Origin of the sequence: Delftia sp. SD018 (assembly GCF_017355445.1) — a bacterium.
Classification (GTDB): Bacteria; Pseudomonadota; Gammaproteobacteria; order Burkholderiales; family Burkholderiaceae_C; genus Comamonas; species Comamonas acidovorans.
Genome location: NZ_JADDRN010000011.1, coordinates 89,773 through 116,023, shown reverse-complemented (window position 1 = coordinate 116,023; position 26,251 = coordinate 89,773). Strand labels below are relative to the sequence as shown.

The 26,251-nt window shown below is 67.0% G+C and carries 23 protein-coding genes; 12 read left to right on the top strand and 11 right to left on the bottom strand.

What is annotated here, in order from left to right; all coding sequences use genetic code 11:
• Positions 1-85 precede the first annotated feature (85 nt).
• The 6 genes from INR38_RS13265 to INR38_RS13240 all read left to right on the top strand — a co-directional run bounded on the left by INR38_RS13265 (position 86) and on the right by INR38_RS13240 (position 5,410).
• A complete protein-coding gene (locus INR38_RS13265; RefSeq protein WP_207443184.1) occupies positions 86-1,069 on the top strand; it encodes a tripartite tricarboxylate transporter substrate binding protein in 984 nt (327 codons plus the stop codon).
• A 9-nt stretch (positions 1,070-1,078) separates the two neighbouring features.
• On the top strand, positions 1,079-2,266 hold the full coding sequence (locus tag INR38_RS13260; RefSeq protein WP_012205597.1) for a CoA transferase: 1,188 nt from the start codon (positions 1,079-1,081) through the stop codon (positions 2,264-2,266).
• On the top strand, positions 2,263-3,027 hold the full coding sequence (locus tag INR38_RS13255; RefSeq protein ID WP_207443185.1) for an enoyl-CoA hydratase: 765 nt from the start codon (positions 2,263-2,265) through the stop codon (positions 3,025-3,027). Before INR38_RS13260 ends, INR38_RS13255 begins: the two co-directional genes overlap by 4 nt.
• A 156-nt stretch (positions 3,028-3,183) precedes the next feature.
• Positions 3,184-4,011, top strand: coding sequence for a lectin (locus INR38_RS13250; RefSeq protein ID WP_043822366.1), 828 nt, complete (start codon positions 3,184-3,186; stop codon positions 4,009-4,011).
• A 9-nt stretch (positions 4,012-4,020) separates the two neighbouring features.
• The gene (locus INR38_RS13245) at positions 4,021-4,863 is read left to right on the top strand and encodes a YdcF family protein (protein WP_207443186.1); all 843 of its coding nucleotides are present in this window, start codon (positions 4,021-4,023) and stop codon (positions 4,861-4,863) included.
• Positions 4,864-4,939: 76 nt separating this feature from the next.
• The gene (locus tag INR38_RS13240) at positions 4,940-5,410 is read left to right on the top strand and encodes a VOC family protein (protein ID WP_013802423.1); all 471 of its coding nucleotides are present in this window, start codon (positions 4,940-4,942) and stop codon (positions 5,408-5,410) included.
• 7 nt (positions 5,411-5,417) lie between these two features.
• Here the strand turns inward: INR38_RS13240 and INR38_RS13235 are convergent, their stop codons facing one another.
• On the bottom strand, positions 5,418-7,397 hold the full coding sequence (locus INR38_RS13235; protein ID WP_207443187.1) for a UvrD-helicase domain-containing protein: 1,980 nt from the start codon (positions 7,395-7,397) through the stop codon (positions 5,418-5,420).
• Between the two features lie 48 nt (positions 7,398-7,445).
• Here INR38_RS13235 and INR38_RS13230 point away from each other — a divergent pair, with 48 nt between their 5' ends.
• Both INR38_RS13230 and bioB read left to right on the top strand, forming a co-directional pair.
• A complete protein-coding gene (locus INR38_RS13230) occupies positions 7,446-7,772 on the top strand; it encodes a hypothetical protein (RefSeq protein WP_207475971.1) in 327 nt (108 codons plus the stop codon).
• A gap of 28 nt (positions 7,773-7,800) precedes the next feature.
• Positions 7,801-8,862, top strand: a complete 1,062-nt coding sequence (bioB, locus tag INR38_RS13225; RefSeq protein ID WP_012205605.1) for a biotin synthase BioB — start codon at positions 7,801-7,803, stop codon at positions 8,860-8,862.
• A gap of 36 nt (positions 8,863-8,898) precedes the next feature.
• Here bioB and INR38_RS13220 read toward each other — a convergent pair whose 3' ends face one another.
• On the bottom strand, positions 8,899-10,104 hold the full coding sequence (locus INR38_RS13220) for a site-specific integrase (RefSeq protein ID WP_242699065.1): 1,206 nt from the start codon (positions 10,102-10,104) through the stop codon (positions 8,899-8,901).
• Positions 10,105-10,356: 252 nt separating this feature from the next.
• Here INR38_RS13220 and INR38_RS13215 point away from each other — a divergent pair, with 252 nt between their 5' ends.
• Complete coding sequence (locus INR38_RS13215) at positions 10,357-11,343, top strand: DNA-binding protein (RefSeq protein WP_071955912.1); 987 nt, start codon at positions 10,357-10,359, stop codon at positions 11,341-11,343.
• Positions 11,344-11,364: 21 nt separating this feature from the next.
• Here the strand turns inward: INR38_RS13215 and INR38_RS13210 are convergent, their stop codons facing one another.
• Entirely contained in the window at positions 11,365-12,066 is a 702-nt protein-coding gene (locus tag INR38_RS13210; protein WP_013802419.1) for a GntR family transcriptional regulator, read from the bottom strand.
• Between the two features lie 283 nt (positions 12,067-12,349).
• Here INR38_RS13210 and INR38_RS13205 point away from each other — a divergent pair, with 283 nt between their 5' ends.
• Positions 12,350-13,951, top strand: a complete 1,602-nt coding sequence (locus tag INR38_RS13205; protein ID WP_207443189.1) for a gamma-glutamyltransferase family protein — start codon at positions 12,350-12,352, stop codon at positions 13,949-13,951.
• 72 nt (positions 13,952-14,023) lie between these two features.
• Here INR38_RS13205 and INR38_RS13200 read toward each other — a convergent pair whose 3' ends face one another.
• Positions 14,024-14,692, bottom strand: coding sequence for a GntR family transcriptional regulator (locus INR38_RS13200; RefSeq protein WP_099750865.1), 669 nt, complete (start codon positions 14,690-14,692; stop codon positions 14,024-14,026).
• A gap of 268 nt (positions 14,693-14,960) precedes the next feature.
• Here INR38_RS13200 and INR38_RS13195 point away from each other — a divergent pair, with 268 nt between their 5' ends.
• Positions 14,961-15,953, top strand: coding sequence for a tripartite tricarboxylate transporter substrate binding protein (locus tag INR38_RS13195; RefSeq protein ID WP_043783529.1), 993 nt, complete (start codon positions 14,961-14,963; stop codon positions 15,951-15,953).
• 68 nt (positions 15,954-16,021) lie between these two features.
• On the opposite strand, the gene INR38_RS13190 is transcribed toward INR38_RS13195, so the two are convergent.
• Together INR38_RS13190 and INR38_RS13185 are read right to left on the bottom strand one after the other, a co-directional pair.
• The gene (locus INR38_RS13190; RefSeq protein WP_207443190.1) at positions 16,022-17,854 is read right to left on the bottom strand and encodes a methyl-accepting chemotaxis protein; all 1,833 of its coding nucleotides are present in this window, start codon (positions 17,852-17,854) and stop codon (positions 16,022-16,024) included.
• A 126-nt stretch (positions 17,855-17,980) separates the two neighbouring features.
• The gene (locus INR38_RS13185) at positions 17,981-19,306 is read right to left on the bottom strand and encodes a serine hydrolase (RefSeq protein WP_207443191.1); all 1,326 of its coding nucleotides are present in this window, start codon (positions 19,304-19,306) and stop codon (positions 17,981-17,983) included.
• 166 nt (positions 19,307-19,472) lie between these two features.
• Here INR38_RS13185 and INR38_RS13180 point away from each other — a divergent pair, with 166 nt between their 5' ends.
• Positions 19,473-20,405, top strand: a complete 933-nt coding sequence (locus tag INR38_RS13180; RefSeq protein WP_207443192.1) for a LysR family transcriptional regulator — start codon at positions 19,473-19,475, stop codon at positions 20,403-20,405.
• Between the two features lie 4 nt (positions 20,406-20,409).
• Here INR38_RS13180 and INR38_RS13175 read toward each other — a convergent pair whose 3' ends face one another.
• Genes INR38_RS13175 through INR38_RS13155 form a run of 5 tightly spaced genes read right to left on the bottom strand, consistent with a single transcriptional unit; the run spans position 20,410 to position 26,241 of the window.
• Positions 20,410-21,192 (bottom strand): (2Fe-2S) ferredoxin domain-containing protein, encoded by a 783-nt coding sequence (locus INR38_RS13175; RefSeq protein WP_242699064.1) that lies wholly within the window; start codon positions 21,190-21,192, stop codon positions 20,410-20,412.
• Complete coding sequence (locus INR38_RS13170) at positions 21,179-21,967, bottom strand: ABC transporter ATP-binding protein (RefSeq protein WP_099733621.1); 789 nt, start codon at positions 21,965-21,967, stop codon at positions 21,179-21,181. Before INR38_RS13170 ends, INR38_RS13175 begins: the two co-directional genes overlap by 14 nt.
• A complete protein-coding gene (locus INR38_RS13165) occupies positions 21,964-23,055 on the bottom strand; it encodes an iron ABC transporter permease (RefSeq protein ID WP_207443194.1) in 1,092 nt (363 codons plus the stop codon). The genes INR38_RS13170 and INR38_RS13165 overlap by 4 nt, the downstream gene beginning before the upstream one ends.
• Positions 23,042-24,085: an ABC transporter substrate-binding protein gene (locus INR38_RS13160; RefSeq protein ID WP_207443195.1), complete on the bottom strand. Its 1,044-nt coding sequence runs from the start codon at positions 24,083-24,085 to the stop codon at positions 23,042-23,044. The genes INR38_RS13165 and INR38_RS13160 overlap by 14 nt, the downstream gene beginning before the upstream one ends.
• Positions 24,085-26,241 (bottom strand): TonB-dependent receptor, encoded by a 2,157-nt coding sequence (locus INR38_RS13155; protein WP_207443196.1) that lies wholly within the window; start codon positions 26,239-26,241, stop codon positions 24,085-24,087. The genes INR38_RS13160 and INR38_RS13155 overlap by 1 nt, the downstream gene beginning before the upstream one ends.
• Between the last annotated feature and the right edge of the window lie 10 nt (positions 26,242-26,251).

The window sequence follows — 26,251 nt, the reverse complement described above, 5'->3', positions numbered from 1 at the left end:
AAACCAGGCATGCGGCACACAGGCTTGCCGCGATATCGGCGCCCGGCGACAGTGACTGCACAACAACGATGTGCAGGAGACAGACATGAAACGCCGCGACTTCATCGCGGCCGGCGCCACCGCGCTGGCCGCACCCTGGGCAGGGGCCGCGCCCCCGGCCTCCGACCTGCCCAAGGGGCCCGTCAAGATCCTGGTGGGCTGGGCGCCGGGCGGCGGCACCGACGTGTTCGCGCGCATCGTGGGCCAGAAGCTGTCCGAGATCTGGGGCCGGCCCGTGATCGTGGAGAACAAGCCCGGCGCCACGGGCTCGCTGGCGGCCGAATACTTTGCCAAGACCCGCTTCACAGAAGGCATCAACCTCCTGATGGCCCATGTGAACACGCACGCCATCTCGCCGCAGATCTTCAAATCCATCACCTATGACCCGCTCAAGGACTACGCGCCCATCGCCCTGATCGGCGCAACGCCCCACATCCTGGTGACCAGCAGCAGGAACGGCCATGCCTCGGTGCAGGAAGTGGTGGAGCTGTGCCGCAAAAGCCCCGGCAAGGTCAGCTTCGGCTCTTCGGGCACAGGTTCGGTGCAGCACCTTGCGGCCGAGATGTTCAACATGGCGGCAGGTGTCAAGAGCATCCACGTTCCCTACAAAGGGTCAGGCCCCATGCAGACCGACCTGATCGGAGGACAGATCGACTTCAGCTTCGACACCATGACGGCCGCCACTGCCCAGGTCCGCGCAGGAAAAATGCTGGGCATCGCCCAGACCCGCGTAAACCGTGCCAAGGGATTCCCGGCCATGCCCACCATGGACGAGCAGGGCTTCAAGGGCTTTGACGCATCGAGCTGGTACGGCGTCGTCGGCCCGCGCGACATGTCCAGGGAACTGGCCCAGCGCATCAATGCCGACGTCAACCGCGTGCTGGCCATGCCCGACGTGGTCAGCCGCTTCGACGGATACGGCGTGGAGGACGGTGGCGGCTCCGTGGACAAGTTCGCGGCCTTCATGGCTGCCGAATACAAGAAGTGGGGCGACGTCGTTCGCGCCGCAAAAGTGACCGAAGAAAGCTGAGGACCCGGCATGAGCAATCCCCAATCCAACCCGCTGCAACTGCCCCTGCAAGGCATCCGCGTACTCGACGTCAGCCAGGTCATGGCCGGCCCATTTGCCTGCATGCTGCTGGCCGACCTGGGCGCCGATGTCATCAAGGTCGAACCTCCGGGCACCGGCGACCAGACGCGCGGCGCCATGGGCTTCAAGATGAAGGGCCCGGACAGCATGGGCTTTCTGAACATGAACCGCAACAAGCGGTCGCTGACGCTGGACCTCAAGAGCGAGGAGGGGCGTGAGGCCTTCTACCAGCTGGCCACGACAGCCGATGTCATCGTCGAGAACTACCGGCCAGGCGTGGTCCAGCGCCTGAAGATCGACTACGAAAGCATTCGCCGCATCAATCCGCGCATCGTCTATGTCAGCATCTCGGGCTTCGGCCAGAGCGGCCCCTGGGCCCAGCGGCCGGGGTTCGACCTCATGGCCCAGGCCATGTCGGGCGTGATGAGCGTCACCGGCTACAAGGGAGAGAAACCCGTCAAGGCCGGCGTGCCCGTGGCCGACATCGGTTGCGCACTGTTCGCCACCTACGGACTGCTGGCCGCCTACATCGGCGCACAGAAGACAGGGCAGGGCCAGCACATAGACGCCTCGCTGTTCGACTCGGCCATGGCTTTCTCGATCTGGGACATGTCCGAATACTGGGGCACCGGCGTGCCGCCCGCGCCGCTGGGCACCAGCAACAAGATGAGCGCCCCCTACCAGGCCGTGAAGGCGCGCGACGGCTATTTCGTCATGGGCGCCACCAACCAGAAGCTCTGGGCCAGGCTGTGCGCGCTGATCGAACGCGCGGACCTGGTCGAACATCCGGACTACGCCACCGTGGCGCTGCGCCTCAAGCACCGGGAGGCATTGATAGGCGAGCTGGAAGCGGAATTCGCCCACCACGACAGCGCCGACTGGGTGGACCGCATGCTGGAGGCAGGCATTCCCGCAGGCCCGCTGCTCACCTATCCGCAGGCCTTCGAGGGTGAACACGGCCAGCACCGCGGCATGTGCATGGAGATCGATCATCCCATCGAAGGCAAGGTCAAGAACATCGGCTTTCCCGTCAAGATGCTCGGCACGCCCCAGCAGGTGCGCCGCCATCCGCCGCTGCTGGGCGAGCACAACGCAGAAATCATGGCCGAACTCCAGGCACTGAAGGCCGCCGCATGAGCACGGCCCTGCATGAATCCGTGGCGCTGACCCTTCACGCCGGGGGCGCGGCCGAGATCCTCATCGACCGCCCCGAACGCCACAACGCCATGAGCATGCCCATGTACGAGGCATTGCTCACGGCCCTGGAACGCTGCCAGGCCGACCCGGCCATCCACTGCGTGATGCTGCGCGGCGCGGGCGGCAAATCCTTCATCTCGGGCACGGACATCGCCTACTTCAAGGACTTCCATGACGGCCAGCAAGGCATTGCCTACGAAGCCTTCGTGGAGCGCGTGATCGACGCCGTGGAGCGCATCGCCGTGCCCACCATCGCCGTCATCGACGGCTGGGCCGTGGGCGGCGGCCTGGCCCTGGCCACGGCCTGCGATTTCCGCATCTGCAGCACCGGCTCGCGCTTCGGTGCGCCGATTGCCAAGACGCTGTCCAACACGCTGTCGTCACGCAACATCGCCCGCCTGGTGACCAGCCTGGGCGTGCCGCGCGTCAAGCGCATGCTGCTGCTGGCGGACTACCTGTCAGCCGAGCAGGCCGAGGCCTGCGGGTTCGTGCATGCGGTGGTGCCGGCAGATCAATTGCAAGCCCAGGCAAAGGCGCTGGCCGAGCAGCTCATGGCCTTGTCGGCAACCACCCAGTCAGCGGTCAAGGAAAGCCTGAGGCGCATCGTGGTGGAGCAGCGGCTGGATGATGAGGATCTGGTTTCTGCGGTGTATGGGAGTGGGGAGTTTCGCGCTGGGGTGGCGGGATTCAACAGGCAATGATTTGAGCCAGCCTTGCCAGAATCTGGCGCAATCCTACAAATTGCTTGGCTAAACTCCACAGCCTGGAAAGAGGCGGTGGCTGCATTCTTGGCCTGAAAGAAAAGGCCGGTTGCTGCGCGTAGCCGCCCCTCAGATCAACGCAGCCCGAGAAATCCCATGCAAATCAAGAAATGCATTTCCGTCCTGCTGGCCAGCAGCTTCATCCTGCCGGTTCTGCCTGCGCATGCAGGCGAAGAGACGGTGCAGCTCATGTCCAATGGCCGCTACCAGACCTACAGCCTGCCCGACGATGCGCAGCAGGTGCAACTGGTCGAGACTTTGGCTGGCAACTGCAGCTACAACCAGAACTGGGGCTATGACCTGGGCCGCCGGGAGATGTGGGTCAAGGGCGGCTGCGGCGGGCGTTTCCGCATCCTGACCGGCCTGCCCCAGGGCGCGCAGGGCCAGGAAGGCGGGAGCGACAACACGGGCGCATGGATCGCCGGTGCCGCCGTGGCAGCCATTGCCGGCGCCGCCATTTTGGCGAACAAGCGCGACAAGGACCGCGAACGTGACCGCGACGAGCAATGGAACGATGACCGCTATCCGGGCCAGCAGCCCGGCTATCCCTCGTGGGGCGGGCGGGAGGTGCGGGGCCAGAACGGCCTGTGCCTGGATATATCCGGGGGCCTTCGCCCAGGCAATGGGCTCATCGTCTACCACTGCAGCGGCGGTGAAAACCAGCGTTTCACGTTGACGCGTGATGGCGAGATGCGCGTGGGCGACCTGTGCCTGGACGTGGCCGATGGCAACACCCGCAATGGTGCGCGGGTGATTGCCTGGCAATGCCGCAACCAGCCCAACCAGAAATGGGACTGGAGCCGTGGCCAGATCCGCAGCCGCTTTGCCAACAAGTGCCTGGACATCGAAGGCGGCAATGCCCGGCCGGGCCAGCCCGTGATCGTGTGGTCCTGCGCCGGCGGCCCGAACCAGCGCTGGAACTGAGGGCGCTTGTTGCACAAGCTCTCTCCCGCGCCCGGGCCAGTGCCCGGACGCAACGCCGTTGCGGGCTTCCGGCGGCTGGGGCCCTTGCAGTGGCTGGGCCTGATCACTGGCGCCGTGCTGCTGGGCGATGCCGTGGTGCTGATGGCGCGCGGCATGTTCAATCTGGGCGTGACGCTGCCAGCGGTGCTGGGCCTGCTGTTCATGGCCTGCAGCTTCTGGCGCTCGGCCATTGCGCGCAGGCTGCGCGCCAGTGCATGGCTGCGGCGCGCCTGGTGGCTGGGCTGGGCGGCGTTGGCGATGTGGCTGGTCAGCCTGTTGGTGTTCTGGGCGCACCTGCTGTCCGCCTCGTCCGGGTTGCCACCGGAACAGCTGGTGCAGGCCATCGTGGTGCTGGGCAGTGCCACGCGTGACGGCCAGCCGTCGCTCACGCTGGCCCAGCGGCTGGACCGCGCTGCCGAGCTGGCCGCCCGCCAGCCCAAGGCGCTGGTGCTCACCAGCGGCGGGGTGGACTTTGGGGAAAGCGAGAGCGAGGGCGCCATCATGGCGCGCTATCTGCAGCAGCGCCACGGCCTGCCGCCCGAGCGCCTGCTGATGGAGGAGCGCAGCACCAGCACGGCGCTGAACCTGGCCTGGAGCCTGCCCTTGCTGCAGGCGCGCGGGGTGGAGCCGCAGGCGGCAATCGCCATCGTCACCAGCGACTTCCACACTCTGCGCGCCGGCTGGATAGCCGAGCGCAGCGGCTACGGCCAGGCCTTCACCGTGGGTGCGCCCACGCCCGTGACGATCCGCGCCAACGCCTGGCTGCGCGAGTACTTTGCGGTGATCAGCGGATGGGTGCTGGGGGAGTTCTGAGCCGCTGTGCGATGGGCTGCGGCCTTGCGGATTGGCTCCACAATGTGATTCTTCATAAATCAACAGGAGTGAGACAGTGGCAAGCGAACAGCGTCCTTTCCGGGTTCTGGGCATACAGCAGGTGGCCATCGGCGGCACCGACAAGCAGCGCATGAAGCGCCTGTGGGTGGACATGCTGGGCCTGACCCAGACCGGCACATTCCAGAGCGAGCGCGAGAACGTGGACGAAGACATCCTGGCCATGGGCCAGGGCGCGCACAAGGTCGAGGTGGACATCATGCAGCCGCTGGACATCGACAAGAAGCCCGCCGTCCACACCACGCCGCTGAACCATATCGGCCTGTGGATCGACGACCTGCCGCTGGCCGTGCAGTGGCTGACGGAGCAGGGCGTGCGCTTTGCGCCCGGCGGCATCCGCAAGGGCGCGGCCGGCTACGACATCTGCTTTCTTCACCCCAAGAGCAATGACGAGTTTCCGATCGCTGGCGAGGGCGTGCTGATCGAGCTGGTACAGGCGCCGGCCGAGGTGATTGCCGCCTTGGGCTGAGACGCCTTCAGGCGAAAGGCTGGACGCGCCGCTCGGCATGCTCCAGCAGCCACAGCCTTTTTCGGGCGCGCGTCATGGCCACGTACAGGCGGTTGCGCTCCAGAAAGGCCAGCGCGTGCGGGGCCGAGGCCGGAAAGCGGCCAGGCTCCATGAAGGGCAGGGCGACATGCTCGTATTCCTTGCCCTTGGCTTCCTCGATGGTGCTCAGATGAAAGTCGAAGCCGCGCTCGGCCCGCACGGTTCGTTCGAAGCGCGTGGCCATGGCGGCCACCTGGGCCAGCATGTCGGGAACGGCCATGCCCGCCACCGAATCCATGAAGGCCTTCACGCGCTGACGCAAGGCCGCCGCCTGGGCCTGCGACAGGGCCACGCCGGCAAAAAGGCCCCAGACATCGGCCTGCTCCAGCAGGCTGCGCGCGTCTGACTGAAGCGCCAGGGGCAGCTGCAAAAAGCTGCCGAAGGCCTGGAAGTTGCGTTGCCCGCCCTGCAGGCTGGACTGGTTGCCCAGAAATCGCCAGATGATCTGCGGGTTGTGCTGCATCTCGCCCGCCATGCGCTGGGCCAGCGTATGGCGGCTTGACGGATCGGCCATGTCGGCACCATCCACGCTGCCCTTGCCGTAGAAAAGCGCACCTTCCACAAAGGCCGCCAGGATCTCGCTGCCCAGCACGCTGACCTCGGCCTTCCATGACAGCGCCTGCATGCCATGTGCGTAGCAAAGGCCCAGCAGCAGGGCAATCTCGCGCTGCAGGTAAAAGCGCTTGAAGCCGTAGAAGCTGGCGGACTTGCCGGCGCGGTGGATGGCCCATTCCAGCGCGCAGGCATCCTGCTCATGGCGCAGGATCACGGTCAGCGAGGGATTGCGCGCGCCGGGCGACGGTGGCTCACCCGGCGCCGCCGTTGGCGTGCCGCGCGCCAGACCGGCCTGGATCTGCAGCAGCTGGTCAATGCACTGGCTGCCATCGGTGTGCTGCAGTTGCTGCACGGTGCTGAAGCGCGTGGGCGCCGCAGTCAGGCCAACGTTGAACAGCGCATTGACCGCCTTGGCGATCTGCGGGCCAAAGCGCCGCGACTGGGTCAGCGCCAGCGTGGCCGTGGCCTGGGGCAGGAAGTCATCGAGCTGGTGGAGCTTGTCGCGGAACACGGACCAGGCCTGCGCCTCGATGTGCTGGTTGAAGTCGCCTGCACCCAGAAAGGCGCAGCCGCTGGTTCCGACCAGGGCGCGCAGCAGTTGCAGCGAGGCCGGGTCCAGGTCATGCATCTCGTCGAACACCACCAGGTCGTAGCGCGGCAGGTTCAGCGCCTGGCCCTGCAGGGCGTCGCTGGCCAGTGCATGGCTGCAGTCGCCTTCGGCGTAGTACAGCGGGTCGCCGCAGTGGTCGATGCGGCGGCGCTCGTACTCGAAGAACAGGCCGGCCATGCGGTAGTCGAGCAAATACTCCTCGCAGAAACTCGCCAGTCCCATGCCTTCCTCGGCCAGGCGCTGGGGCAGCAACGACTTCTTGGCGCTGAGGTTGAAGTCCCAGAAGGCGTCCAGATCCAGGTCGCCGGGCTGCTCGAACAAAGGGTCGGGCTGCCAGGCCAGCCGCTCGCACAGCGCGGCATGTGCCTCGCGCACACGGGCCTGCAGTGCCACGCGGTCGGCCTGAAAGCGGGCAGCAGGGTCGCGGCGGCGGATCTGCTGGGCCGCCCAGCGTTCCACCGTGGTGATCTGTACCTGGGGCGGCACTTCGCGCACCAGTTGCTTGAGCCGGTGGTGAAAGGCCGCCACGCCGGAGCGCGAATAGGCCAGCACCAGGATGCGCTGGGCCTGGCCGCTGCGGCAGGCCTGAACCACCTTGCAGGCCAGCGTGGTCGTCTTGCCTACGCCCGCCAGCGCCGCCACGATGGCCGAACGTCCCTCATGCGCCAGGATGGCCTGCTGCTCGCGCGACAGCAGCAGCGGTTGGCCGTGATCAGTGGGAAATTCCAGGGAGCGCAGGGACATCGGAGCGAATCGGGGGAAAGTGGTGGAAAGCGGGTGGAAGCACGGGCCGTGGCAATGAAAACCGCCGTGGCGACGACGGCGGGCACCCATTGTGGTCGTTTTGGAGAGGCATCTGGCAGGTATTGGGAATCAAGGCCTGCGCCCGCTTGCACATCTTTTTCGGCCTGCATCGGACAATTGAGCGATGTTGGCCGCCAATGGCTGCGTGCTTGCAGCATGAAGCATGCATGCAGAAAAACTTCTGCCAAAACGCAGCGAACATCGCTCAAAAATAAGCGAAGTTCGCTCTTTTTGCAGGCCATGAAAATGGGGCAACTATTTTTGCCAAGGAGCCGGCTTTTTCATTCCCAAGGCTTTTTTTGCTCATCAGAATGAAAAAAGCAGACCCACAGAGGAGTTTTTGATGACCGCCTGCAGCACCACCCCGACGACTTCCGCCACCTCCGCACAGCCTGCGGCCGGCAGCCCCCTGCAATGGCATGCACGCCCCTCCAAAAGCGACACGCTGCCGTTTGAAGGCGCCTGGAGCGTGCAGGCCATCCAGGAACTGCTGGACAAGCCCTTCATGGACCTGATGTTCCAGGCCCAGAGCGTGCACCGCGAGCACTGGCCTGCGGGCGACATCGAGCTGGCCACGCTGCTGTCGGTCAAGACAGGCGGATGCCCGGAGAACTGCGGCTACTGCCCGCAGGCGGCAGAGTTCGATACCGGCGTCAAGGCGGAAAAGCTCATGAGCGTGGACGAAGTCACGCGGGCCGCCCAGGCCGCCAAGGACGCGGGCGCCACGCGCTTTTGCATGGGCGCAGCCTGGCGCGCGCCCAAGGACCGCGACATCGAGAAGATGAACGAGCTGATCGGCGCCGTGAAGGGTCTGGGCATGCAGACCTGCGCCACGCTGGGCATGCTCCAGCCGCACCAGGCGCAGTCGCTGCGCGAAGCGGGCCTGGACTACTACAACCACAACCTGGACACCGCGCCCGAGTACTACCAGGACGTGGTCAGCACGCGCCAGTACCAGGATCGCCTGGACACGCTCAAGGCCGTGCGCGGCGCGGGCATCAGCGTGTGCTGCGGCGGCATCATCGGCATGGGCGAGGCGCCTGTGCACCGCGCGGGCCTGATCGCCCAGCTGGCCAATCTCAACCCCCATCCCGAATCCGTGCCCATCAACAGCCTGGTGCGCGTGCCCGGCACGCCGCTGGCGGACAGCGAGCCGGTCGATCCGCTGGACTTCGTGCGCGTGATCGCGGTGGCGCGCATCACCATGCCCACGGCGCGCGTGCGCCTGTCGGCAGGCCGGCAGCAGCTGGGCGACGCCGTGCAGGCCCTGTGCTTCATGGCCGGCGCCAATTCCATCTTCTACGGGGACAAGCTGCTGGTCACCGGCAACCCCGATGTGGAGGCCGACACCACGCTGCTGCGCAAGCTGGGCCTGAGCGGCACGCGGACCTCGGTACAGGAGTGAGCTTTTTGAGAGTTTGAGCTCTTTTGAGCCATCGGCTCAGGACTGCGGTCCGCCGCTGCCTTGCGCGGCGGCGGCCGCATCGTCGTCGCCGGCATCGAGCAGCCGGGCCGCACGGTTGCTCAACGCGGAATCCGCACGGAAATAGCCCAGCACCGTATTGACGCTGCTGTGCCCCGTCAGCGCCATGGTGTCGGGCAGGGGCACGTTCTGGCGCCCGGCCTCGGTCACAAAGCCCGAGCGCAGGGAATGCGCCGAAAAATCCCCCTCCACGCCCGCCAGCGCGCAGCGCTGCTTCACGATGTCGCGCACGGCCGCTGGCGACAGGGGCTCGCCCACATGGCCACCTTTGCGGATGCGCCGGAAGATCGGCCCTTCCTGTATGGCGGCGGCACGCAGCCAATCGGCCAGCGCCTTGGCCGCGCGCCCGGTCACGGGCTTGTGGTTCTCGGGCGCATCCCGCCCGGACTGGTTGGTCTTGGAGTGCGCCAGCGTGTAGATGAATTCCTGCGGCCCCACGGCGCGCAGGTGGCGCATGTCGGCCCCGGCCACCTCCGAGCGGCGGCGCCCGCCGCTGGACCAGGCGAACAGCAGCAGGGCGCGGTCACGGCGGCCGCGCAGGCTGTCATCGCAGGTCTGCAGCAATTGCTCCAGCAAGTCGCGCGTCAGCGCATCCTTTTTGGCCGGCTGCTCGCCGCGCCGCGCATAGGCCTTGCGCGTGCGCGACATCAGCTCGCGCACCGCGCCGTCCTGGCAAGGGTTGGCCAAACCGTGCACCTGATGCGCCTTGGAAAGCACCGCCATGCGGTGCACCAGCGTGTTGTGCGACAGGGGGCCTTCGCGGGCCTTGTATCCGGCCTCGACCAGGGCGCGGTCCATGTGCGCCGGCATTTCACTGGCCAGGCCCGCGCCGGTCTGCCGCTGGGCGTGGTCGATGATGAACTGCAGCACACAGGCCACATCCAGCGGCAGCTGCATCTGCCGCTCAAAGCGCAGCGCATGCCAGGCGGCCCAGTAGCGCATCGCACTCTGGTAGCTGTTTCTGGTGTTGGTGGATTCGCCCTCGCGCAGCAACTCGCGCACGGCCTGCTGGGCGGCAGGCTCCAGCCCCGCAGAGGGCAGGGTGCTGCCTTGCTGTGTGCCTTCCAGAGGCTGGTCTTGGGGAATCAGCGAAAAGGAGCCGTTGCGCATCCGTGGATTGTCGCCCGGTGCAGCATGGCCGCCCGCCGCGGAGCCTGCGGCCATGCAGGGCATGCAGGGCATGCAGGGCATGCAGGGCATGCAGGGCATGCAGGGCATGCAAAGTTCAGTTTCCAGGCTTTCCAGAGGCTGCAGCGGCTTTTTGCCTGGGCAAAGCCGTGTAATGTGCGTATCCATACTGTATGAAAATTTCATATGTAATATTTAATACATGTCACATATGATGTACTACGTAATATTAAAATAACTCACGATAACAATCACTTATCGTTGGTAATCTGGAAAATAGTTCACGATATGCAGAAAACATCCACCCGCGGCGTGCAGGAAGCCGATGTCTGGGCCGCGGCAGACGCCTTGATCGCCCAGGGCCTGCGGCCGACCATCGAGCGCGTGCGCCAGCAAATCGGCCGAGGCTCACCAAATACCGTCAGCCCGATGCTGGAGACCTGGTTTGCCACTCTGGGCCAGCGCCTGGGCGTGGCGGCAGGGCAGGGCGAGCTGCTGCCCTCGTCCGTGCCCGATCCCGTTCAGCGCTTGGCGCAGCAGCTTTGGGACGCTGCCCAGGAAGCCGCCATGGAGGCCGCCCGCGCCGCGCTGCAATCGCGCGAGGAAGCGGCGCAGGCCACGCAGGCCGAGCTGCAGGAGCAGCAAGAGCAAATGGCGCGGCGCGAGGCGTCCATGCAGGCGCAGAAAGAGGCCATGGACCAGGCCCTGCAAGTGGCCCAGGCGCAGTCGCAGGACTTGTCGCGCCGGCTGGACGAAATGCAGCAGCAGCTGCAGGACCGCGACGAGCGCCTGGAGGAAATGCGCGATGCGCTGGCCGAAGCGGCCCGCCAGCGCGAGGCGCTGCAGCAAAAGCATGGCGAGGAAATGCAGTCTGCCGCGCTGGAGCGCCAGCGCATGGCCGAGCAATACGCGGGCAATGAGCGCCATATGCTCAACGAAGTGGACCGTGCACGCCAGGAACTGGCGGCTGCGCGCAAGACAGCCACCGAGCAGGAGCGCAAGGCAGCGACCCGCCTTGCAGAGCTGCAAGGCCGCTATGAAAAGAGTGAGGAGGAACAGCTGAGCCTGCACTCCCAGTTGCAGACTGCCCAGAATGCGGCCGCCCTGGCGCAGGAGCGTGCGGCGGATCTGCGCAGCCTGCTGGAGGCGCAGCAGCGATTGGCCGCTGGCGGCGGTGCCTTGCCGGATGCCGGCGCGGGACTTTCGCTGGGCCGGCGCGGCAGCCTGTCCGCGGCGCGCCGCTCCATGACGCGCCTCAAGGACAGGAGAGGCTAGGGCGTATCGCCCAGGCCAAGGTCAGGCCTTGGCGCGCGATTTTCCTTGGGGCGGCCGATGTCTGCGCATGGCCTGCGTGATGCTGTCTACCGTTCCACGCACATGCGCGCGCACTTCGCGCTCCATGCGATCCGGGTCACCGGCCTGCAGGCTGGCCACCAGTTGCTGGTGGTGCTCCTGCAGCTTCGGCGAGGGCTCGTTGTTTTCCAGCCAGATCCGCATCAGCGGCTCGACCACCGAATGCAGGGCCGAGATCTGCTCGCACAGGCGCGGGGCTGCGCTGATGCGGCAAAAGCGCTCGTGAAAGCGCCGGTGCACCGTGATCCATTCCGACTGGTCACTCTCGCAACGCTTCATTTTCAAAAGCAGGTCCTGCAGGTCGTCCACATCCGCCTGGGTGCAGCGCCTGGCGGCCATGGCTGCGGCCAGGCCTTCGAGCACGGCACGCATCTCGAAAACCTCGATGACCTCGCTCTCGGAAAGCTCCCGAACGATCGCGCCCCGGTTCGGCGGCATGACCAACAGGCCTTCCGCAGTCAGCCGGCGCAAGGCCTCGCGGACCGGCATGCGGCTCATGCCGATGGAGTTGGCGATGTCATCGGCCACCAGCCTGTCGCCCGGCTTCAGCAGCCCCATGCGGATGCCATGAGAGAGGTGTTGGTAGGCCTCTTCGTGGGCACTGGTCTGTGCCGCATCGGGCGAGGGGGTGGCAAGTGGCGGCATGGTGATGGTTCTGGGGTGGGCGGAGCCCGGTCGTCATTTTAGGTTTCGCTGTCAGGGTCCAGGGCGCACCCTGATGGTGCATTGTGTACGGCCAATCCAGGCATGGTGATTGCTTGGGTATCTTTGGAAAAATTGGATACAAAGATATCAGGATACGGTAATCTCGAGGCTGCCATCGCGCCCTGCGTCGATGGCGCGGTCCGCTGCAAGCAGCGTTGGCAGCCTCGGCCCCCATTCATTGCCCGATATCCAAGTCCCAGCAACACAAGGAAGAAGAACCGTTATGCGTAATTTCCAGAATCCTGGCCGTTCCGTCGTCATGTCCACGCACGGCATGGCGGCAACCTCGCACCCGGCCGCCACCCAGGCCGCTGTTCGCATCCTGGAGGCCGGTGGCACCGCCATGGATGCCGCCGTCGCGGCCTGTGCGGTCCAGTGCGTGGTGGAGCCTGGCTCCACCGGCATTGGAGGAGACTGCTTTGCGCTGTACAGCGAGAAGGGCTCCGACCAGATCACGGCCTACAACGGCGCCGGCTGGGCGCCCCAGGCCACCTCCCTGAAGGCCGTTCTTGCCTCGGGCGAGGAAAACCAATTGCGCCGCCAGTCGCCCTACGTGGTCACGGTGCCTGGCGCCGTGGACGCCTGGGTCGCCTTGACGGAGCGGTTCGGCCGGCTGCCCATGGGTCGCCTTCTGGAAGATGCCATCCGCTTCGCCGAGCAGGGCTATGCCGTGGCGCCGCGCGCCGGCACCGACTGGGCTATGCACACGCAACTGCTGGCCGCCACCAACGCGCGCGACATCATGCTGGTCGATGGCCAGGCACCGGCCATCGGATCGGTTCACCGCCAGCCGCAGTTGGGCGCCACCTTGCGCAAAATCGCCGAGCAGGGCCGCGCCGGCTTCTACGAGGGAGAGGTCGCGCAGGACATCGTCTCCTATCTGCGCAGCCTCGGTGGCGTGCACACGCTTGAGGACTTCGCCACCTATCGTGGCGAGTTCGTGCAGCCGGTCAAGAGCAGGTTCCGAGACCATGTGGTGCACGAGTGCCCCCCTCCGGGGCAGGGCATCATTGCCCTGCTGCTGCTGAACATTCTGCAGGGACTGGAGCCGGGCACGGACCCGCTCTCGCCCGAGCGGCTGAAGGCCGAGATCGATGCCACGCGCATGGCCTACCGTGTGCGGGATGCGCTGCTGGCCGATCCGCGCTTTGCCGATGTGGACATCGACTATCTGCTGTCGCAGGAGCTGGCCGCCCAGCTGCGCAACGGCGAGTTCCCGGAGCATTTCAAGACCCAGGCGACCAATGCGGCAGCGGAGCACAAGGACACGGTCTACATCTCGGTGGTGGACAAGGATCGCAACTGCGCCAGCTTCATCAACTCGATCTTCCACCCCTTTGGCTCCGGCCTGATGGCGCCCAAATCAGGCGTGCTGCTGCACAACCGAGGCCAGAGCTTTGAACTGGCTGAGGGCCACCCCAATTGCATCGGGCCCGGCAAGCGGCCCCTGCACACCATCATCCCCGGCATGACCACGAAGGATGGCCGCGTGGAGCTGGTGTTCGGCGTGATGGGCGGCCACTACCAGGCCATGGGCCATGCGCACTTTCTGTCCAAGGTCATCGACTACGGCTGCGATATCCAGGCCGCCAGCGATCTGCCACGGCTGTTCCCCATTCCCGGCACCGACAAGGTGGAGGTTGAAAGCACCTTGCCGCAGCATGTTGCGCAGGCGTTGGAGCAGCAGGGCTACCGGTTGGTGGCGCCCGGCTATCCTGCCATCGGCGGCGCCCAGGCCATTCGGGTGGATTGGGACAACGGTGTGCTGCACGGCGCATCCGACCACCGCAAGGACGGCTGCGCCATGGGCGCCAACCGCTCCTGACGGACGGCAGCCTGCGCGCTGGCTCCAGGCTTCGTGACAGCGAAGGGGCCAGCGCGGCTTTCAGTGCGGATTTCAGTCGGCCTGGTTCGCCTGGAGGATGCCTGGAAGCGTGCGCAGGATGTGGGCGCGCATCAGAGCTTCCACCTTTGCGCCATCCCTGGCCTTCAATGCGCCTATGAGTTCTTCGTGCCTGTCATGCACGTAGTCCGTCGATGGCTTGCCCTCCAGCCACACCCGCATCAGGGGCTCGGAGACCGAGTGCAGGGACGCGATCTGCCGCATCAGCTGGGGAGCGTCGGCAATGGTGCACAGGCGCTCGTGGAACTGGCGGTGCGCCGTGATCCATTCCGATGCATTCAGGCCGCTGCGGTGCATGCGCTGCAGCAATTGCTCCAGATCGTGGATGTCATTGGTGGTCACGTTCTCGGCCGCCAGGGTGGCCGCCAGGCCCTCCAGCACCGCGCGCATGGCGAACACCTCGCGCACCTCTTTTTCGGTCAGCACCCGGACCACCGAGCCACGGTTGGGGCGGTTGACGATCAGCCCCTCCGTGGCAAGGCGGTTCAGCGCCTCGCGCACGGGCATGCGGCTGGTGCCAATTTCGGCCGCGATGTCATCCGGTGCCAGCCGCATGCCCGGGCGCAGTTCGCCCGTGCGTATGCCGCGCTTGATGTGTTGGTAGGCCTCTTCCTGTGCCGTGGCATGGACAGTGTCAAACGAGGCGCGTCGGTCGGTCAGCATGGTTTATCCGGTGTCTTTCGCCCAGGGCAGGGGCCCGCCGATTCTACGGGGACCTGCCTGCGCCTCCCTGGACCCCTTTTGTGCCGGTTTCCACGCAGCCATGCCTGTGCAGGTAATGGCAAGAGGCGGTTTTCCCTAGAGCTGGTTCGATTATTGCTTGCTAGTCTTCTGCATGATTGGATACAAATATCTAAATATCTATGCATTTTCCACATGGCAGCCGGAACCTGTTCCTTCGCCATGCCTGCTCTCCAACCTGATGAAGACCATGCCTCTCCAAACGCTCCGCACTCCCCTGGCCACGGCCCTGCTGTCTGCCCTGGCCCTTGTCGCATCCGCTCAAGCCTCTGCCCAGGGGGCCGGCGCCTGGCCCAGCAAGCCCATTCGCATCGTCGTCCCCTTTCAGGCCGGGTCCGCAACGGATCTTCTGAGCCGGCAGGTTGGCGCCGGGCTGAGCACTTCATTGGGGCAGCCCGTGCTGGTGGAAAACAAGCCGGGTGCGGCCGCCATGATCGGCAGCGACACCGCGGCCCGGGCCCCGGGCGACGGCTACACCCTGTTGATGAGCGGGCCGGCCTCCATGGTCACCAATCGTTTTCTGTACAAGAAGCTGAGCTATAACCCGGACGCCTTCGAGAAGGTGGCCATCGTGGCGGTCACGCCCAATGTGCTGCTGGCAAACCCGTCCCTGCCGTTCAGTACGCTGGCTGAGATGGTGGCCTATGCCAAGGCAAACCCCGGCAAGCTGACCTATGCCTCGTTCGGGGCCGGCACGACCTCGCACATGGCTGGCGAGTTCCTGCGCCAGGCCGCCGGCATCGACATAGTGCATGTGCCCTACAAGGGTGCGGCCGAGGCCATCCCGGCCTTGATATCGGGCCAGGTCTCCCTGTACTTCGACACCATCATGACCGCCTTGCCCCAGGTGAAGGCCGGCAAGCTGCGCGCCCTGGGCGTATCGACTGCAAGCCGCGCCGCCATGGCCCCGGACATCCCGACGATTGCCGAACAAGGCTATCCAGGCTTTGACATCGCCCCGTGGTACGGCATCGTGGCCAGCCACGGCACGCCGCCGGCCGTGGTCTCCCGGCTCAACACCGAGATCAACAAGCTGCTGAACACCCCTGAGTTCCGCGAGCGCCTGGTGGCCACCGGCGCCGAAGCCCGTGGCGGCAGCGTTGCCGACTTCGAGGCCTTCGTCAAAACCGAGGTCCCCCGCACGGAGAAGCTGGTGCGGCAGGCCGCAATCGCGCTGCAGTAACCGGACCGGCGCCGCCGGGGCAGGGCGGTGAGGCACGGCGGTGGGTTGCCTGCCGTGCGGCGCCGATTTCACCTATGCAGGGCGATGCTTCTGGAGCGGGATGATTCGCTGTCCAGCCGAAAGCCTGCCACCACGTCCGACAGTTGCGCGGCCTGCTGCTGCAGCGACTGGGCGGCGGCCGTGGCCTCTTCGACCAGGGCCGCGTTCTGCTGGGTGGACTGGTCCATCTGGCTGACGGCGGTGCCGATCTCGGCAATGCCCGTGCTCTGTTCCTGGCTGGCATTGCTGATCTCGGTGACGATGGCGGTCACGCGCTGCACGCTTTCCACCACCTTGCCCATGGTGGCGCCCGCGTCCTGCACCAGCCGGCTGCCGGCATCGACCTGGCCCACGGAATCGTCGATCAGCGCCTTGATTTCCTTGGCAGCCGTGGCGCTGCGCTGGGCCAGCGTGCGCACTTCGGAGGCCACCACGGCAAAGCCCCGGCCTTGTTCGCCGGCGCGGGCCGCTTCCACGGCGGCGTTCAGCGCCAGGATGTTGGTCTGGAAGGCAATGGAGTCGATCACACCAATGATGTCGGCGATGCGGTGCGAGGACTGCTCGATGCCGCCCATGGTGCGCACCACCTGGTCCACCACGGTGCCGCCATGCGTGGCGATGTCCGAGGCGCTGCTGGCCAGTTCGCGCGCCTGGCGCGCATTCTCGGCGTTGTGCTGCACGGTGGCTGTGAGCTGCTCCATGGCGGCAGCCGTTTCCTCCAGCGAGCTGGCCTGCTGCTCGGTGCGCGCCGACAGGTCCTGGTTGCCGCTGGCGATTTCGGTGGAGGCATGGCGCACGGTCTCGGACGATTCCCGGATGCGCACCAGCACCGAGGCGATCTTGTCGGTGAAGTGGTTGAACGCGCGTGCGATCTGCGTCAGTTCGTCGTTGCCTTGCACAGACAGGCGGCGCGTGAGATCGCCGTCACCCGAGGCGATGTCTTCCAGCGCATCGCGCACCACGGCCAGCCGGCGCGTGACGCGGGCGATGACGGCGCCCAGCAGCGCAATCGCCAGGATCAGCGAAATGGCAACGATGGCGCCCGACACCTTGAGCAGCGAACCCAGCGCGGACAGCGCCTCGTCGCGCTGCACGGCCACCACCAGTTGCCAGTTCGTGCCGGGCACGCCCTGGCCGTAGAGCAGGAAGTCCTTGCCGCCGACGGCCGTGCGCATGCCGGTGTCCGCCTTGGGCAGGGCCTGGATGGCGTCGGCACGCAACTGGGGCGAGAGCGCGGAGACGGGCTTGAGCGTGAGTGCCGGATCGGGATGGGTGACGATGGCGCCCGCCTCATCCACCAAGAAGGCAAAGCTGCCCGGCGTGGGCCGGATGGCGCCCACGGTGCGCACCACCGTGGTCAGCAGCACGTCGGTGCCGACCACGGCGACGGGATTGCCGGCCGGGCCCACGGGCTCGGCAAAGGTCACGCCCACTTCGGGTGGAGAGACAAACAGATAGGGCGCCGTCACGATGGGCCTGCCTTCCTTGAGCGCCTGCCTGAACCAGGGGCGGGCCGTCACGTCGTAGTCGGCAGCCATCTCGTTGAGGAAGAACATGCGCTTGTCGGTGTAGCCGAAGTAGGCATCCGAGAAGCCGCCGCCGTCGCGCAGCGCCTGGACCACGGCACGCGGCTCCGGCGTATCGACCGCCTGCGCCAGGGTATGGGTCAGCAGGCGCTTGGTCGCAACCCATTCGCCCAGCACCTGGGCCTGGGCGTTCACCAGCTGGCGGCTCTGGTCGTCGAGGGTGGACAGCACATGGCGCTGCACCGTGAGGAAGTTGGCAATGGCCAGGGCCAGCATGGCCACGGTGACGATGGCCACGCTGAGCGCGATGAGTCGCGCACGCAGGGACTGGAACATAGAAGAATTACTTATTGCAAGAAGATGCTACATACGTTAACAAATTTTCTTGACAATACGCATTCTTGCAGGCGGTGCCCCCTGGCCGCCGAAGCCTATGCGGGGAATTGCCGCCCCTTCAGTGCTTCAGCGCTCCCCAGCCAGCATCCGGCCCAGCGCCTCGTAGGCCGGCAGCGAGGTCGGATCATTGGCCGCATTGCCAGCCACCGGGTGGGAGGCGAAGCGAGCAATCACCATCTGTGCCTTGGGATCGATGTAGACGGTCTGGCCATGCACGCCGCGCGCGGCGAAGGCGCCATGGGCGTTGTGCGTGACCCACCACATGTTGCGGTAGGTCCAGCCCGGCAGCAGCTTGTAGCTGGCCTTGGCAAAGGCCGCCGCATCGCCGCCACGGCGGATGTCGTCCACGGCGGCTGCGGGAACGATCTGCTGGCCGTTGAACTGGCCTCGGTTGCGCAGCATCTCGCCAAAGCGCGCCAGGTCCCGCAGGCCCAGGTTCAGGCCGCCGCCTGCAAAGGGCGTGCCTGTGGAGTCCACCGACATGTAGGCATCCTGCTCGGCGCCCAGGCGGCTCCAGATGCGCTCGGACAGCAGTTCGGCCACGGACTGGCCGCTCACGCGCGCCAGCACCCAGCCCAGCGCATCGGTATTGGCCGTGCGGTAGCCGAAGGCCTTGCCGTGCACGCCTTCGGGCTTCACGGTCTGCAGGAATTCGTAGTAGCTGCGCGGCCCGGTGTAGTCCTTGGCCTTGGGCAGCGGGTTGCCGGCCGCTGCATGCGCCCAGACCTCGGCCTGCGGGTCCGCATAGTCTTCGCTGAAGCGTATGCCCGTGGTCATGTCCATGAGTTGGCGCACCGTGGCATTGCCGAAGGCCGAGGCCGCCAGCTCGGGCACGTACTCCGACACGCGGCGCGAGGGGTCGAGCTGCCCCTCGGCAGCCAGCATGGCCGCCAGCGTCCCGACGAAGGACTTGGTCACCGACATGGCGCCGTGCTGGCCTTCGGGTTTGAGCACGCCGAAGTAGCGCTCATAGATCACGCGGCCCTTGTGCAGCACCACGATGCCGTCGGTGTAGTTGGCCTTGAGCGAATCGCGCCAGGTCATGGGCTGGCTGGCACCCAATGGCGTGAAGCGCAACTCGTCGATGTCTTCGCGCAACGCCTGGGCCAGCGGCGCTGCAGGCGCCAGGCCGCGCGACACATTCACCGTGGGCATGAGCTGGCGAAAGTGCGAGACGCTCCAGCGCATGGCGGGAAACTGGAAATAGGAACCGTCGTCGAAGCGCAGCATCCGGTCCGGCGGTGGCGGCGAGCCCACCATCCAGCCCAGCTTTGCGGGGTCGCTGGCATCGGCATCGGGATAGGAGGGGGTCTTGGCTGCGGTGACCCCTGCCGTGGCTGTGGCGAACACAAGGCTGCCAGCCAGGGCACCGGCGAAATGTTTGAGCTGCATGCCGGCAACCATACTACGGTTGCCCCGGCGCCAAGATCCGCTGCCAAAGGATGGAAGCCGGCTTCCATCCCAGGCCGTGCGCCCAGTTGGCGCAAGCACGACAAATGGCTTTCTCGTTGGACTAAGCTTCAAATAGTTTTTGAAAATCAAAGCCTGGCGAATGCCCATGAAAAGCCTGCAAGACCTGGATATCTTCGTGCGCACCGCAGACAGCGGCAGCCTTTCGGCCACGGCGCGTGCCCTGGACCTGACCCCGGCTGCCGCCAGCGCAGCGCTCAAGCGGCTGGAGGCAGAACTGGGCGTGACCCTGTTCGTGCGCTCCACGCGCAGCCTGCGGCTCACGCAGGAGGGCGAGCTGTTTCTGGAGCACTGCCGCCCCGCGCTGGCCGGCCTGCGCCAGGTGCGCGACCAGTTGGCTGGCGGCCAGGCCGCTTTGCGCGGCACGCTGCAACTGGCCGCCCCCTCCGACCTGGGCCGCAACGTGCTCATGCCCTGGCTGGACGAATTCCAGAGCCAGCATGCAGGCGTGGATCTGCGCCTGCACCTGTCCGACCGCGCTGCCAATGTCTACAGCGAGCCTGTGGACGCGGCTTTTCGCTATGGCAGACCGCAGGATTCCAGCCTGGTGGCCTTGCCGCTGTCGGACACGCACCGCCGCGTGCTCTGCGCCGCGCCTTCCTATCTGCAGGAACGCGGCGCACCCGCCACCCCCCACGACCTGGCCGGCCATGACTGCCTGTGCTTCATGCTGGGCGAGGAAGTGCACGACCGCTGGAGCTTCTGGCCGGCAGGGGCAGGGCAGGGGACTGCCGTACCTGAGCCGGTCCATGTCCGGGTGCGCGGCCGCAATGTGGCCAATGACGGAGATGCCGTGCGGCGCTGGGCCGTGGCCGGGCGGGGGATTGCCTACAAGTCGTATTTCGACGTGGCCGAGGACCTGGCCCGGGGCCGCCTTCTTGCGCTGTGCACCGACTGGACGACCGAGTGCGTTCCGCTGTTCCTGGTCGCCCCCAGCCGCAGGCAGTTCACGCCGCTGGTGCGTGCGTTGCGGGATTTTGTGGCGGTGAGGCTGGCCAAGCTGGAGGCGGCGCAGCCCTGAGACATCACGAAGCCCGCGTCCCCAGCTCCACAGGCCCGTGCACATGGTGCTCCGCGCAGACCTGCCGCGAGAGCACATGGGTTTCGATCACTTCGGCGGCATTCTCGGCCGTGAGCCGCCCGTACCAGACGCCGTCCGGATAGACGATGGCCAGCGGGCCATGGTTGCAGGGGTACTGGCAGCTGGTCTGCAGCAGGCGCAGCCTGGCACGCAGTTCGCTGCTGGCCTGCACGGCCTCGCCCAGGCTTTGCCAGACGGCCACGGCGCCCAGGGCGGTGCAGCGCGGTCCCGTGCAGACCAGGGCGTGGTGCTGGTGGTCCGGCACCTGGGACCAGGCCTGGGGATCGTGCTGCCATTGGTCGCCAGCGGTCTCGGCAATGTCTGGGGCCTGAAGGGCCTGGGCCATCTGAGACAGCAGCAGCGCGGGCATGGTCGCAGCACCCAGCAGATGGTCGGCAAACCGCACCTGCACGGTCTGGTCCGGCAGTTGCGAGCGCCAGCGCATGGCCAGCTTGTGCAGCCAGCGCAGCAGGGCAGGCTCTTCGGGCGCGAACAGGGGCAGCACGACGATGGAGCGTGCCGGCAGGCATTGCTGCAGCGCCTCGGGCAGCGAGGGTGCGGCCTTGTCCACGAAGGATGTGACGACCTTGCAGGCCGGCTCCAGCGTCTGGCGCAAGGCATCGGCCAGTTCGATCAGGCTTTGGCGCGATGCTGCGCCCGTGCCGCCGCGGCCCAGCACGATCACGGCGTCGGGCCCGGGCGGGATGGATGTTTCAGAGGAGTTCATCGGGAATGAAGCTGATGCGCAGCCGGCCGGTGGCGGCATGGATGTCCACCTCGGCAGCCACGCCGTAGACCTGGCCGATGGTGGCCGGGGTCAGTACCTGGGCCGGTGTGCCATGGGCAACGATGCGGCCTTGTTCCATGAGATAGAGACGGTCGCAGTAGTAGGCGGCGATGTTGAGGTCGTGCAGGGCGACGATGCTGCTGATCTGCAGGCGCCGTACCAGTGACATCAACTCCAGCTGATGGCGTATGTCCAGGTGGTTGGTGGGCTCGTCCAGCAGCATCAGCCGTGGCTGCTGGGCCAGCGCGCGGGCCACGAGCACGCGCTGCTTCTCGCCGCCGGACAGGCTGGAGAAACGCCGCTCCTCCAGCGCCAGGGCATTCACCTGGGCCAGCGCCTGCCGCATGCAGGCGAGGTCCTCGGCGCTGTCGCCCGCCCAGGGGGACTGGTGGGGGATGCGGCCCATCATCACCGCCTCGCGCACGGTGAAGTCAAAGCTCTGCGGCGCCTCCTGCGCCAGGACCGAGACCTGGGCCGCGAACTCGCGCGCCGTCATGTCCCGGATGTCGCGCTGGTCCAGCAGCACGCAGCCCGCGTCGGGGCGCAGCACGCGGTAGAGCATGCGCAGCAGGGTGGATTTGCCGCTGCCGTTGGGGCCGATGAGCCCCACGCATTCGCCGCTGTGCAGGGCGAGGCTGGCCTGGTCCACGATGCGCCGGGCGTCGGCACGCCGGGCATCGGCGCTCCAGCACAGGTCCTGGGCTTGCAGCTTCATGGGCCGCGCCCTCCCTGCACCGGCTGGCGCACCAGCATCCAGACGAAGAAGGGTCCGCCGATCAGCGAGGTGATCACGCCCACGGGCAGTTCCATGGGCGCAAAGGCCGTGCGCGCGACAAGATCCACCAGCACCAGCAGCAGGGCGCCGGCCAGGGCGGCCACGGGCAGCACGCGCCGGTGGTCCGTGCCCACCAGCATGCGCGCGGCGTGCGGCACGATCAGCCCCACAAAGCCGATGGCGCCGCTGACCGCCACCATGGTGCCCGTGAGCAGCGACACCGCCAGGAACAGTGCGCGCCGCAGCCGTGCCGTGTCCACGCCCAGCGTGGCGGCGGCCTCGTCACCGGCCAGCAGGGCGTTGAGCGGGCGCGTCTGCAGCCCCAGCCAGAGCATTCCCGCAGCCAGCACGGCGGCGGGAATGCCCAGTTCCTCCCACTGCGTGCCGGCCAGGCTGCCCAGCGTCCAGGTCAGCAGGGCATTGGCCAGGTCACGCTGGCCCGATGAAAGGGTGATCAGGCTGGTCACGCCCGCCAGCACATAGCCGATGGCCACGCCGCCCAAGATCAGCCGCGTGGCATGAATGCGGCCCTGGGAGCGCGCCAGCAGGTAGACGGCGACGGTGGCCGCCAGCGCCCCCACAAAGGCCCCGGCCGTGAGGGCGTACATGCCGGCCGAGGCCAGCGCACCGAAGGCCAGCACGGCCACGGCGCCCACCGACGCACCAGAGGACACGCCCAGCAGATAGGGATCGGCCAGCGGATTGCGCACCATGGCCTGCATGATGGTGCCCACCACGGCAAGCCCCGCGCCCACCAGGGCCGCCAGCAGCACGCGCGGCATGCGGATCAGCCAGACGATCTGCTGGTGCTGCGGCGTGATGCCCTCCAGCGGCGGCGATTGCATGCCCAGGGCCTGCAGCAGCCGGCTCCAGGCAATGCGCCAGACCGTGCCGGCAGGCATGTCCACGGGCCCCCAGGTGATGGCTAGCGTCATCACCAGCAACAGGGCCGCGAACAGCAGCAGGCACCAGAGGCGGGCGGCGCCCGGGCGGCTGTGCCGGCGTGTGGGTGCCTCAGTGCCCGGCATGGGCGGTCGCCGGCATGCGGTCGGGGTGCAGGGCCTGCGCCAGGGCACGGGTCCGCGCGATGTTGCGCGGGCCGGGCGTGGCCTCGGCATAGGTCATGACGAAAAACCGCTTTTCGCGGATGGCATCGACGCCGGCCAGCTCGGGCTTGGCCAGCAGGAAGTCGATCTTGCCCTGGGCATGGGGCTGGCCGTAGTCGATGATGACGATCCACTGCGGGTTGCGTTGCACCACGTCCTCCCAGTTGCCTGCAGGCCAGTTGCTGGGAATGTCGTCGAAGATGTTGCGTCCGCCCGCTTCCTCGATCATGGCCTGCGGCATGCCGTAGCGGCCCACGGTCACGGGGATGTCCTGGCCGCTGTCGTAGACGAAGACCGAAGGCCGCTGCCGCACACCCTGCATGCGCTCGCGCAGGTCCTTCAGGTCGCGCTCCAGCCCCTGCGCCAGTTGCTCGGCATGGGCGTCGATGCGGAAGATGCGGCCCAGGTTGCGCAGGTCGGTCAGGCCGTCTTCCAGCGCCACCTGGCTGCGCGGCCCCACGCGGATGCACGATTCGGACAGCACATACGAGGCAATGCCGTGGCGCTGCAGCACCTCGGGCGTGACCTGGCCCTGGCGAAAACCGTAGCTCCAGCCTCCGAAGACGAAATCTGCCGAGGCGCCCAGGATGGCCTCCAGGTTCATCTCACGCTCGGCCAGCCGCGGCACGCGGGCCAGCTGGGCCTGGAAGGCCGGGTCGATCTGCTTGGCCTGCGTGATACCGCTGTAGCCCACCAGCCGGTCGCCCAGGCCCAGAAAGAGAAACATCTCGGTGATGTTCACGTCATGGGTCACGGCGCGCAGCGGTGCGTTGGCGTAGGTCACGGGGCTGCCGCAGACATTGACGGTCACGGCCGCCTGCGGTGCGGCAGCCGGTGCCGGCAGTTCACTGGTGGTGCCGGAATCGCTGCGCGAGCAGCCGGCCAGCAGAAGGGTGGCCGCCAGGGCGCCAGCGCACAGGCCGTGGAGGCTTTTGGAGCGCGCCATGGCCATCAGAACCGGATATGGGCCGCGATCTCGAAGCGGCGGCCTTGCCCGACCAGGAACTGGCTGCCGTAGCTCGATCCCACATAGACCCTGTCGGCCAGGTTGCGGCCGATCAGGCTCAGGGTGGTGCGCGGGTCCACCTGCCAGCTCAGCGCGGCGTCGGCCACGGTGTAGGCGGGCAGGTTCACGGTATTGGCGTTGTTGCCAAAGCGGTCACCCACGTAGCGCAGGCCCAGCGAGGCTTGCCAGGCGCCCACGCGGTAGTGGCCCCAGAGGTTGGCCGTGGTCTTGGCCACGTTCTGCGGACGGTTGCCTGCGCGGTTGCCGCCAGCCTCGATGAGCTTGTCGAACTGGGCGTCCACGTACGACAGATTGCCCTCCAGGCGCAGCGCGGGCGTGGCCTGGAAGGCGGCAGTGGCTTCCGCCCCGCGCGAGGACTGGCTGCCGCCCTGGATGGAGATGGCCGGCCGGTCCGGGTCGCGCGTGATGATGTCGTCCTTCTTGATGTCGAACACGGCCAGCGTCCATTCGCCGCGCCCGCCAGCCACCTGCTGCTTGATGCCGATCTCGGCCTGGCGGCCCTTGCTCAGCTTGTAAGCCGTGTTGGCCAGGTTCAGCGACACCAGGCTGTTGACGGGATCGTGGCCCGAGCTGATCTGCCCATAGACATGGGTGTTGCGGGCCAGCTCATAGGTCAGGCCCAGGCGCCAGGAGGTGGCGGCCAGCGTCTTGTTGAAGTCCGTGCCGCCCACCAGCGAGTGGCTGGCAAAGCTGTAGACATCGCGGCGCAGGCCGGCCATGGCCAGCCAGCGGTTGCTGATGCGCCAGGCATCTTCCAGGTACAGGGCATGCTGGGTCACGCCGGTTTCTGTCTTGGCGGCGGTGAGATCGGGGCTGGCCCAGCTGCCATGCACGGGGTCCCAGGCCGAGACCGTGGACGAGCCGCCATAGGGCGAGTTGTTGGACAGCCGCAGGTTGATGCGCGCGGCCTCCCAGCCCATGGCGATCTTGTGCGAGCCCCGGTCCACGTTCAGGCCCAGACGGTTGCCGGTCTGCTCCAGGTCGTGCAGGATTTCCAGGTAGTCGGAGCGGCCCACGGTCCAGGTGGCGGGGTTGAGCGCGTAGGCCTCGATGTTGCGCCAGTGGCGGTCGGACTTCACGTGGTACAGCTCGTTGCGCACCGTCAGCCAGTCATTGGCCTTCCATTGCACCTTGGCGCGCAGGCGCTCGTCGGCATAGCGCAGCACGCTGTCTTCGGCGTTGTAGTTGCGGTCGCGCAGGGACTCCACCACCTTGCCGTCCAGGCCCGGCGTGCCCCAGTAGCGGCTGGGCTTTTGCACGCTGCGGTCGGCAATCAGGTCGATCTGCAGGTCGCTCGTGGGCTCCAAGCGCAGCGTGCTCATGAACTTGCCGTTGCGCGACTGGTCCAGATCGCGCTCGCCCGCGCTGCGGGCGGTGTAGCTGTCGATGCGGTAGCTGGCATAGGCGCCCAGGGCGCCGGTCACGCCCAGGCCCAGGCGCAGCGTGTCGTCCGTGCCCGCGCCCACCAGCACCTCGGCCGAGCTGGTGCGGCTGGGCTGCTTGCGGATGGCGTTGACCGTGGCGCCCATGGTGCCGCTGCCGTACATCAGTGAGGCCGGGCCGCGCAGCACGTCGATGCGCTCGTAGCCCCAGCTGTCACCCGGATAGGCCGTGGTGCCGGCGGCCACGCCCAGCACCATGCCGTCTTCGGCCACGCCCACGGAGTTCACGCCCGCAAAGCCGCGGCTGCTGAAAGACAGGCCGCCATTGCCCGGCGTGCTGCTGGAGGTCAGGCCCACGGTGCGCGTGACGGCGTCCACCAGGGCGTAGTCGCCGCGCTCCTGCATCTGCTCGGCAGAAACACCATCCACGCTGGCCGGCACTTCCTGGTTGGAGACGCCGGTATGGCTGGCAGAGCGCGCAGGCTGGGCCAGTTGCTGGCCGATGCGTTCGGCCTGGCCGGTGACCTGGACCTCGGGCAGGGCGGTTGATGGGGGCGTTGGCGTGGGCATTTGGGTCTGAGCCTGCGCCGGCAGGCAGATGAAGGCGCAGGCCAGGGCCAGCGGGCTCAGCCGCACGGAAAGGGACTGGGCAGCGCGGGCGCTGGAAACCCTGGAAAAGGAAGAATGCATTTCGAACATCGGTCTTCGA

Coding starts and splice junctions, on each gene's coding strand:
- INR38_RS13180 (WP_207443192.1), top strand. CDS start 19,473: ATGAAAAGCCTGCAAGACCTGGATATCTTCGTGCGCACCGCAGACAGC.
- INR38_RS13210 (WP_013802419.1), bottom strand. CDS start 12,066: ATGCCGCCACTTGCCACCCCCTCGCCCGATGCGGCACAGACCAGTGCC.
- INR38_RS13190 (WP_207443190.1), bottom strand. CDS start 17,854: ATGTTCCAGTCCCTGCGTGCGCGACTCATCGCGCTCAGCGTGGCCATC.
- INR38_RS13265 (WP_207443184.1), top strand. CDS start 86: ATGAAACGCCGCGACTTCATCGCGGCCGGCGCCACCGCGCTGGCCGCA.
- INR38_RS13250 (WP_043822366.1), top strand. CDS start 3,184: ATGCAAATCAAGAAATGCATTTCCGTCCTGCTGGCCAGCAGCTTCATC.
- INR38_RS13165 (WP_207443194.1), bottom strand. CDS start 23,055: ATGCCGGGCACTGAGGCACCCACACGCCGGCACAGCCGCCCGGGCGCC.
- INR38_RS13260 (WP_012205597.1), top strand. CDS start 1,079: ATGAGCAATCCCCAATCCAACCCGCTGCAACTGCCCCTGCAAGGCATC.
- INR38_RS13235 (WP_207443187.1), bottom strand. CDS start 7,397: ATGTCCCTGCGCTCCCTGGAATTTCCCACTGATCACGGCCAACCGCTG.
- INR38_RS13175 (WP_242699064.1), bottom strand. CDS start 21,192: ATGAACTCCTCTGAAACATCCATCCCGCCCGGGCCCGACGCCGTGATC.
- INR38_RS13155 (WP_207443196.1), bottom strand. CDS start 26,241: ATGTTCGAAATGCATTCTTCCTTTTCCAGGGTTTCCAGCGCCCGCGCT.
- INR38_RS13255 (WP_207443185.1), top strand. CDS start 2,263: ATGAGCACGGCCCTGCATGAATCCGTGGCGCTGACCCTTCACGCCGGG.
- INR38_RS13185 (WP_207443191.1), bottom strand. CDS start 19,306: ATGCAGCTCAAACATTTCGCCGGTGCCCTGGCTGGCAGCCTTGTGTTC.
- INR38_RS13220 (WP_242699065.1), bottom strand. CDS start 10,104: ATGGCCGCAGGCTCCGCGGCGGGCGGCCATGCTGCACCGGGCGACAAT.
- INR38_RS13215 (WP_071955912.1), top strand. CDS start 10,357: ATGCAGAAAACATCCACCCGCGGCGTGCAGGAAGCCGATGTCTGGGCC.
- INR38_RS13195 (WP_043783529.1), top strand. CDS start 14,961: ATGCCTCTCCAAACGCTCCGCACTCCCCTGGCCACGGCCCTGCTGTCT.
- bioB (WP_012205605.1), top strand. CDS start 7,801: ATGACCGCCTGCAGCACCACCCCGACGACTTCCGCCACCTCCGCACAG.
- INR38_RS13205 (WP_207443189.1), top strand. CDS start 12,350: ATGCGTAATTTCCAGAATCCTGGCCGTTCCGTCGTCATGTCCACGCAC.
- INR38_RS13170 (WP_099733621.1), bottom strand. CDS start 21,967: ATGAAGCTGCAAGCCCAGGACCTGTGCTGGAGCGCCGATGCCCGGCGT.
- INR38_RS13200 (WP_099750865.1), bottom strand. CDS start 14,692: ATGCTGACCGACCGACGCGCCTCGTTTGACACTGTCCATGCCACGGCA.
- INR38_RS13160 (WP_207443195.1), bottom strand. CDS start 24,085: ATGGCCATGGCGCGCTCCAAAAGCCTCCACGGCCTGTGCGCTGGCGCC.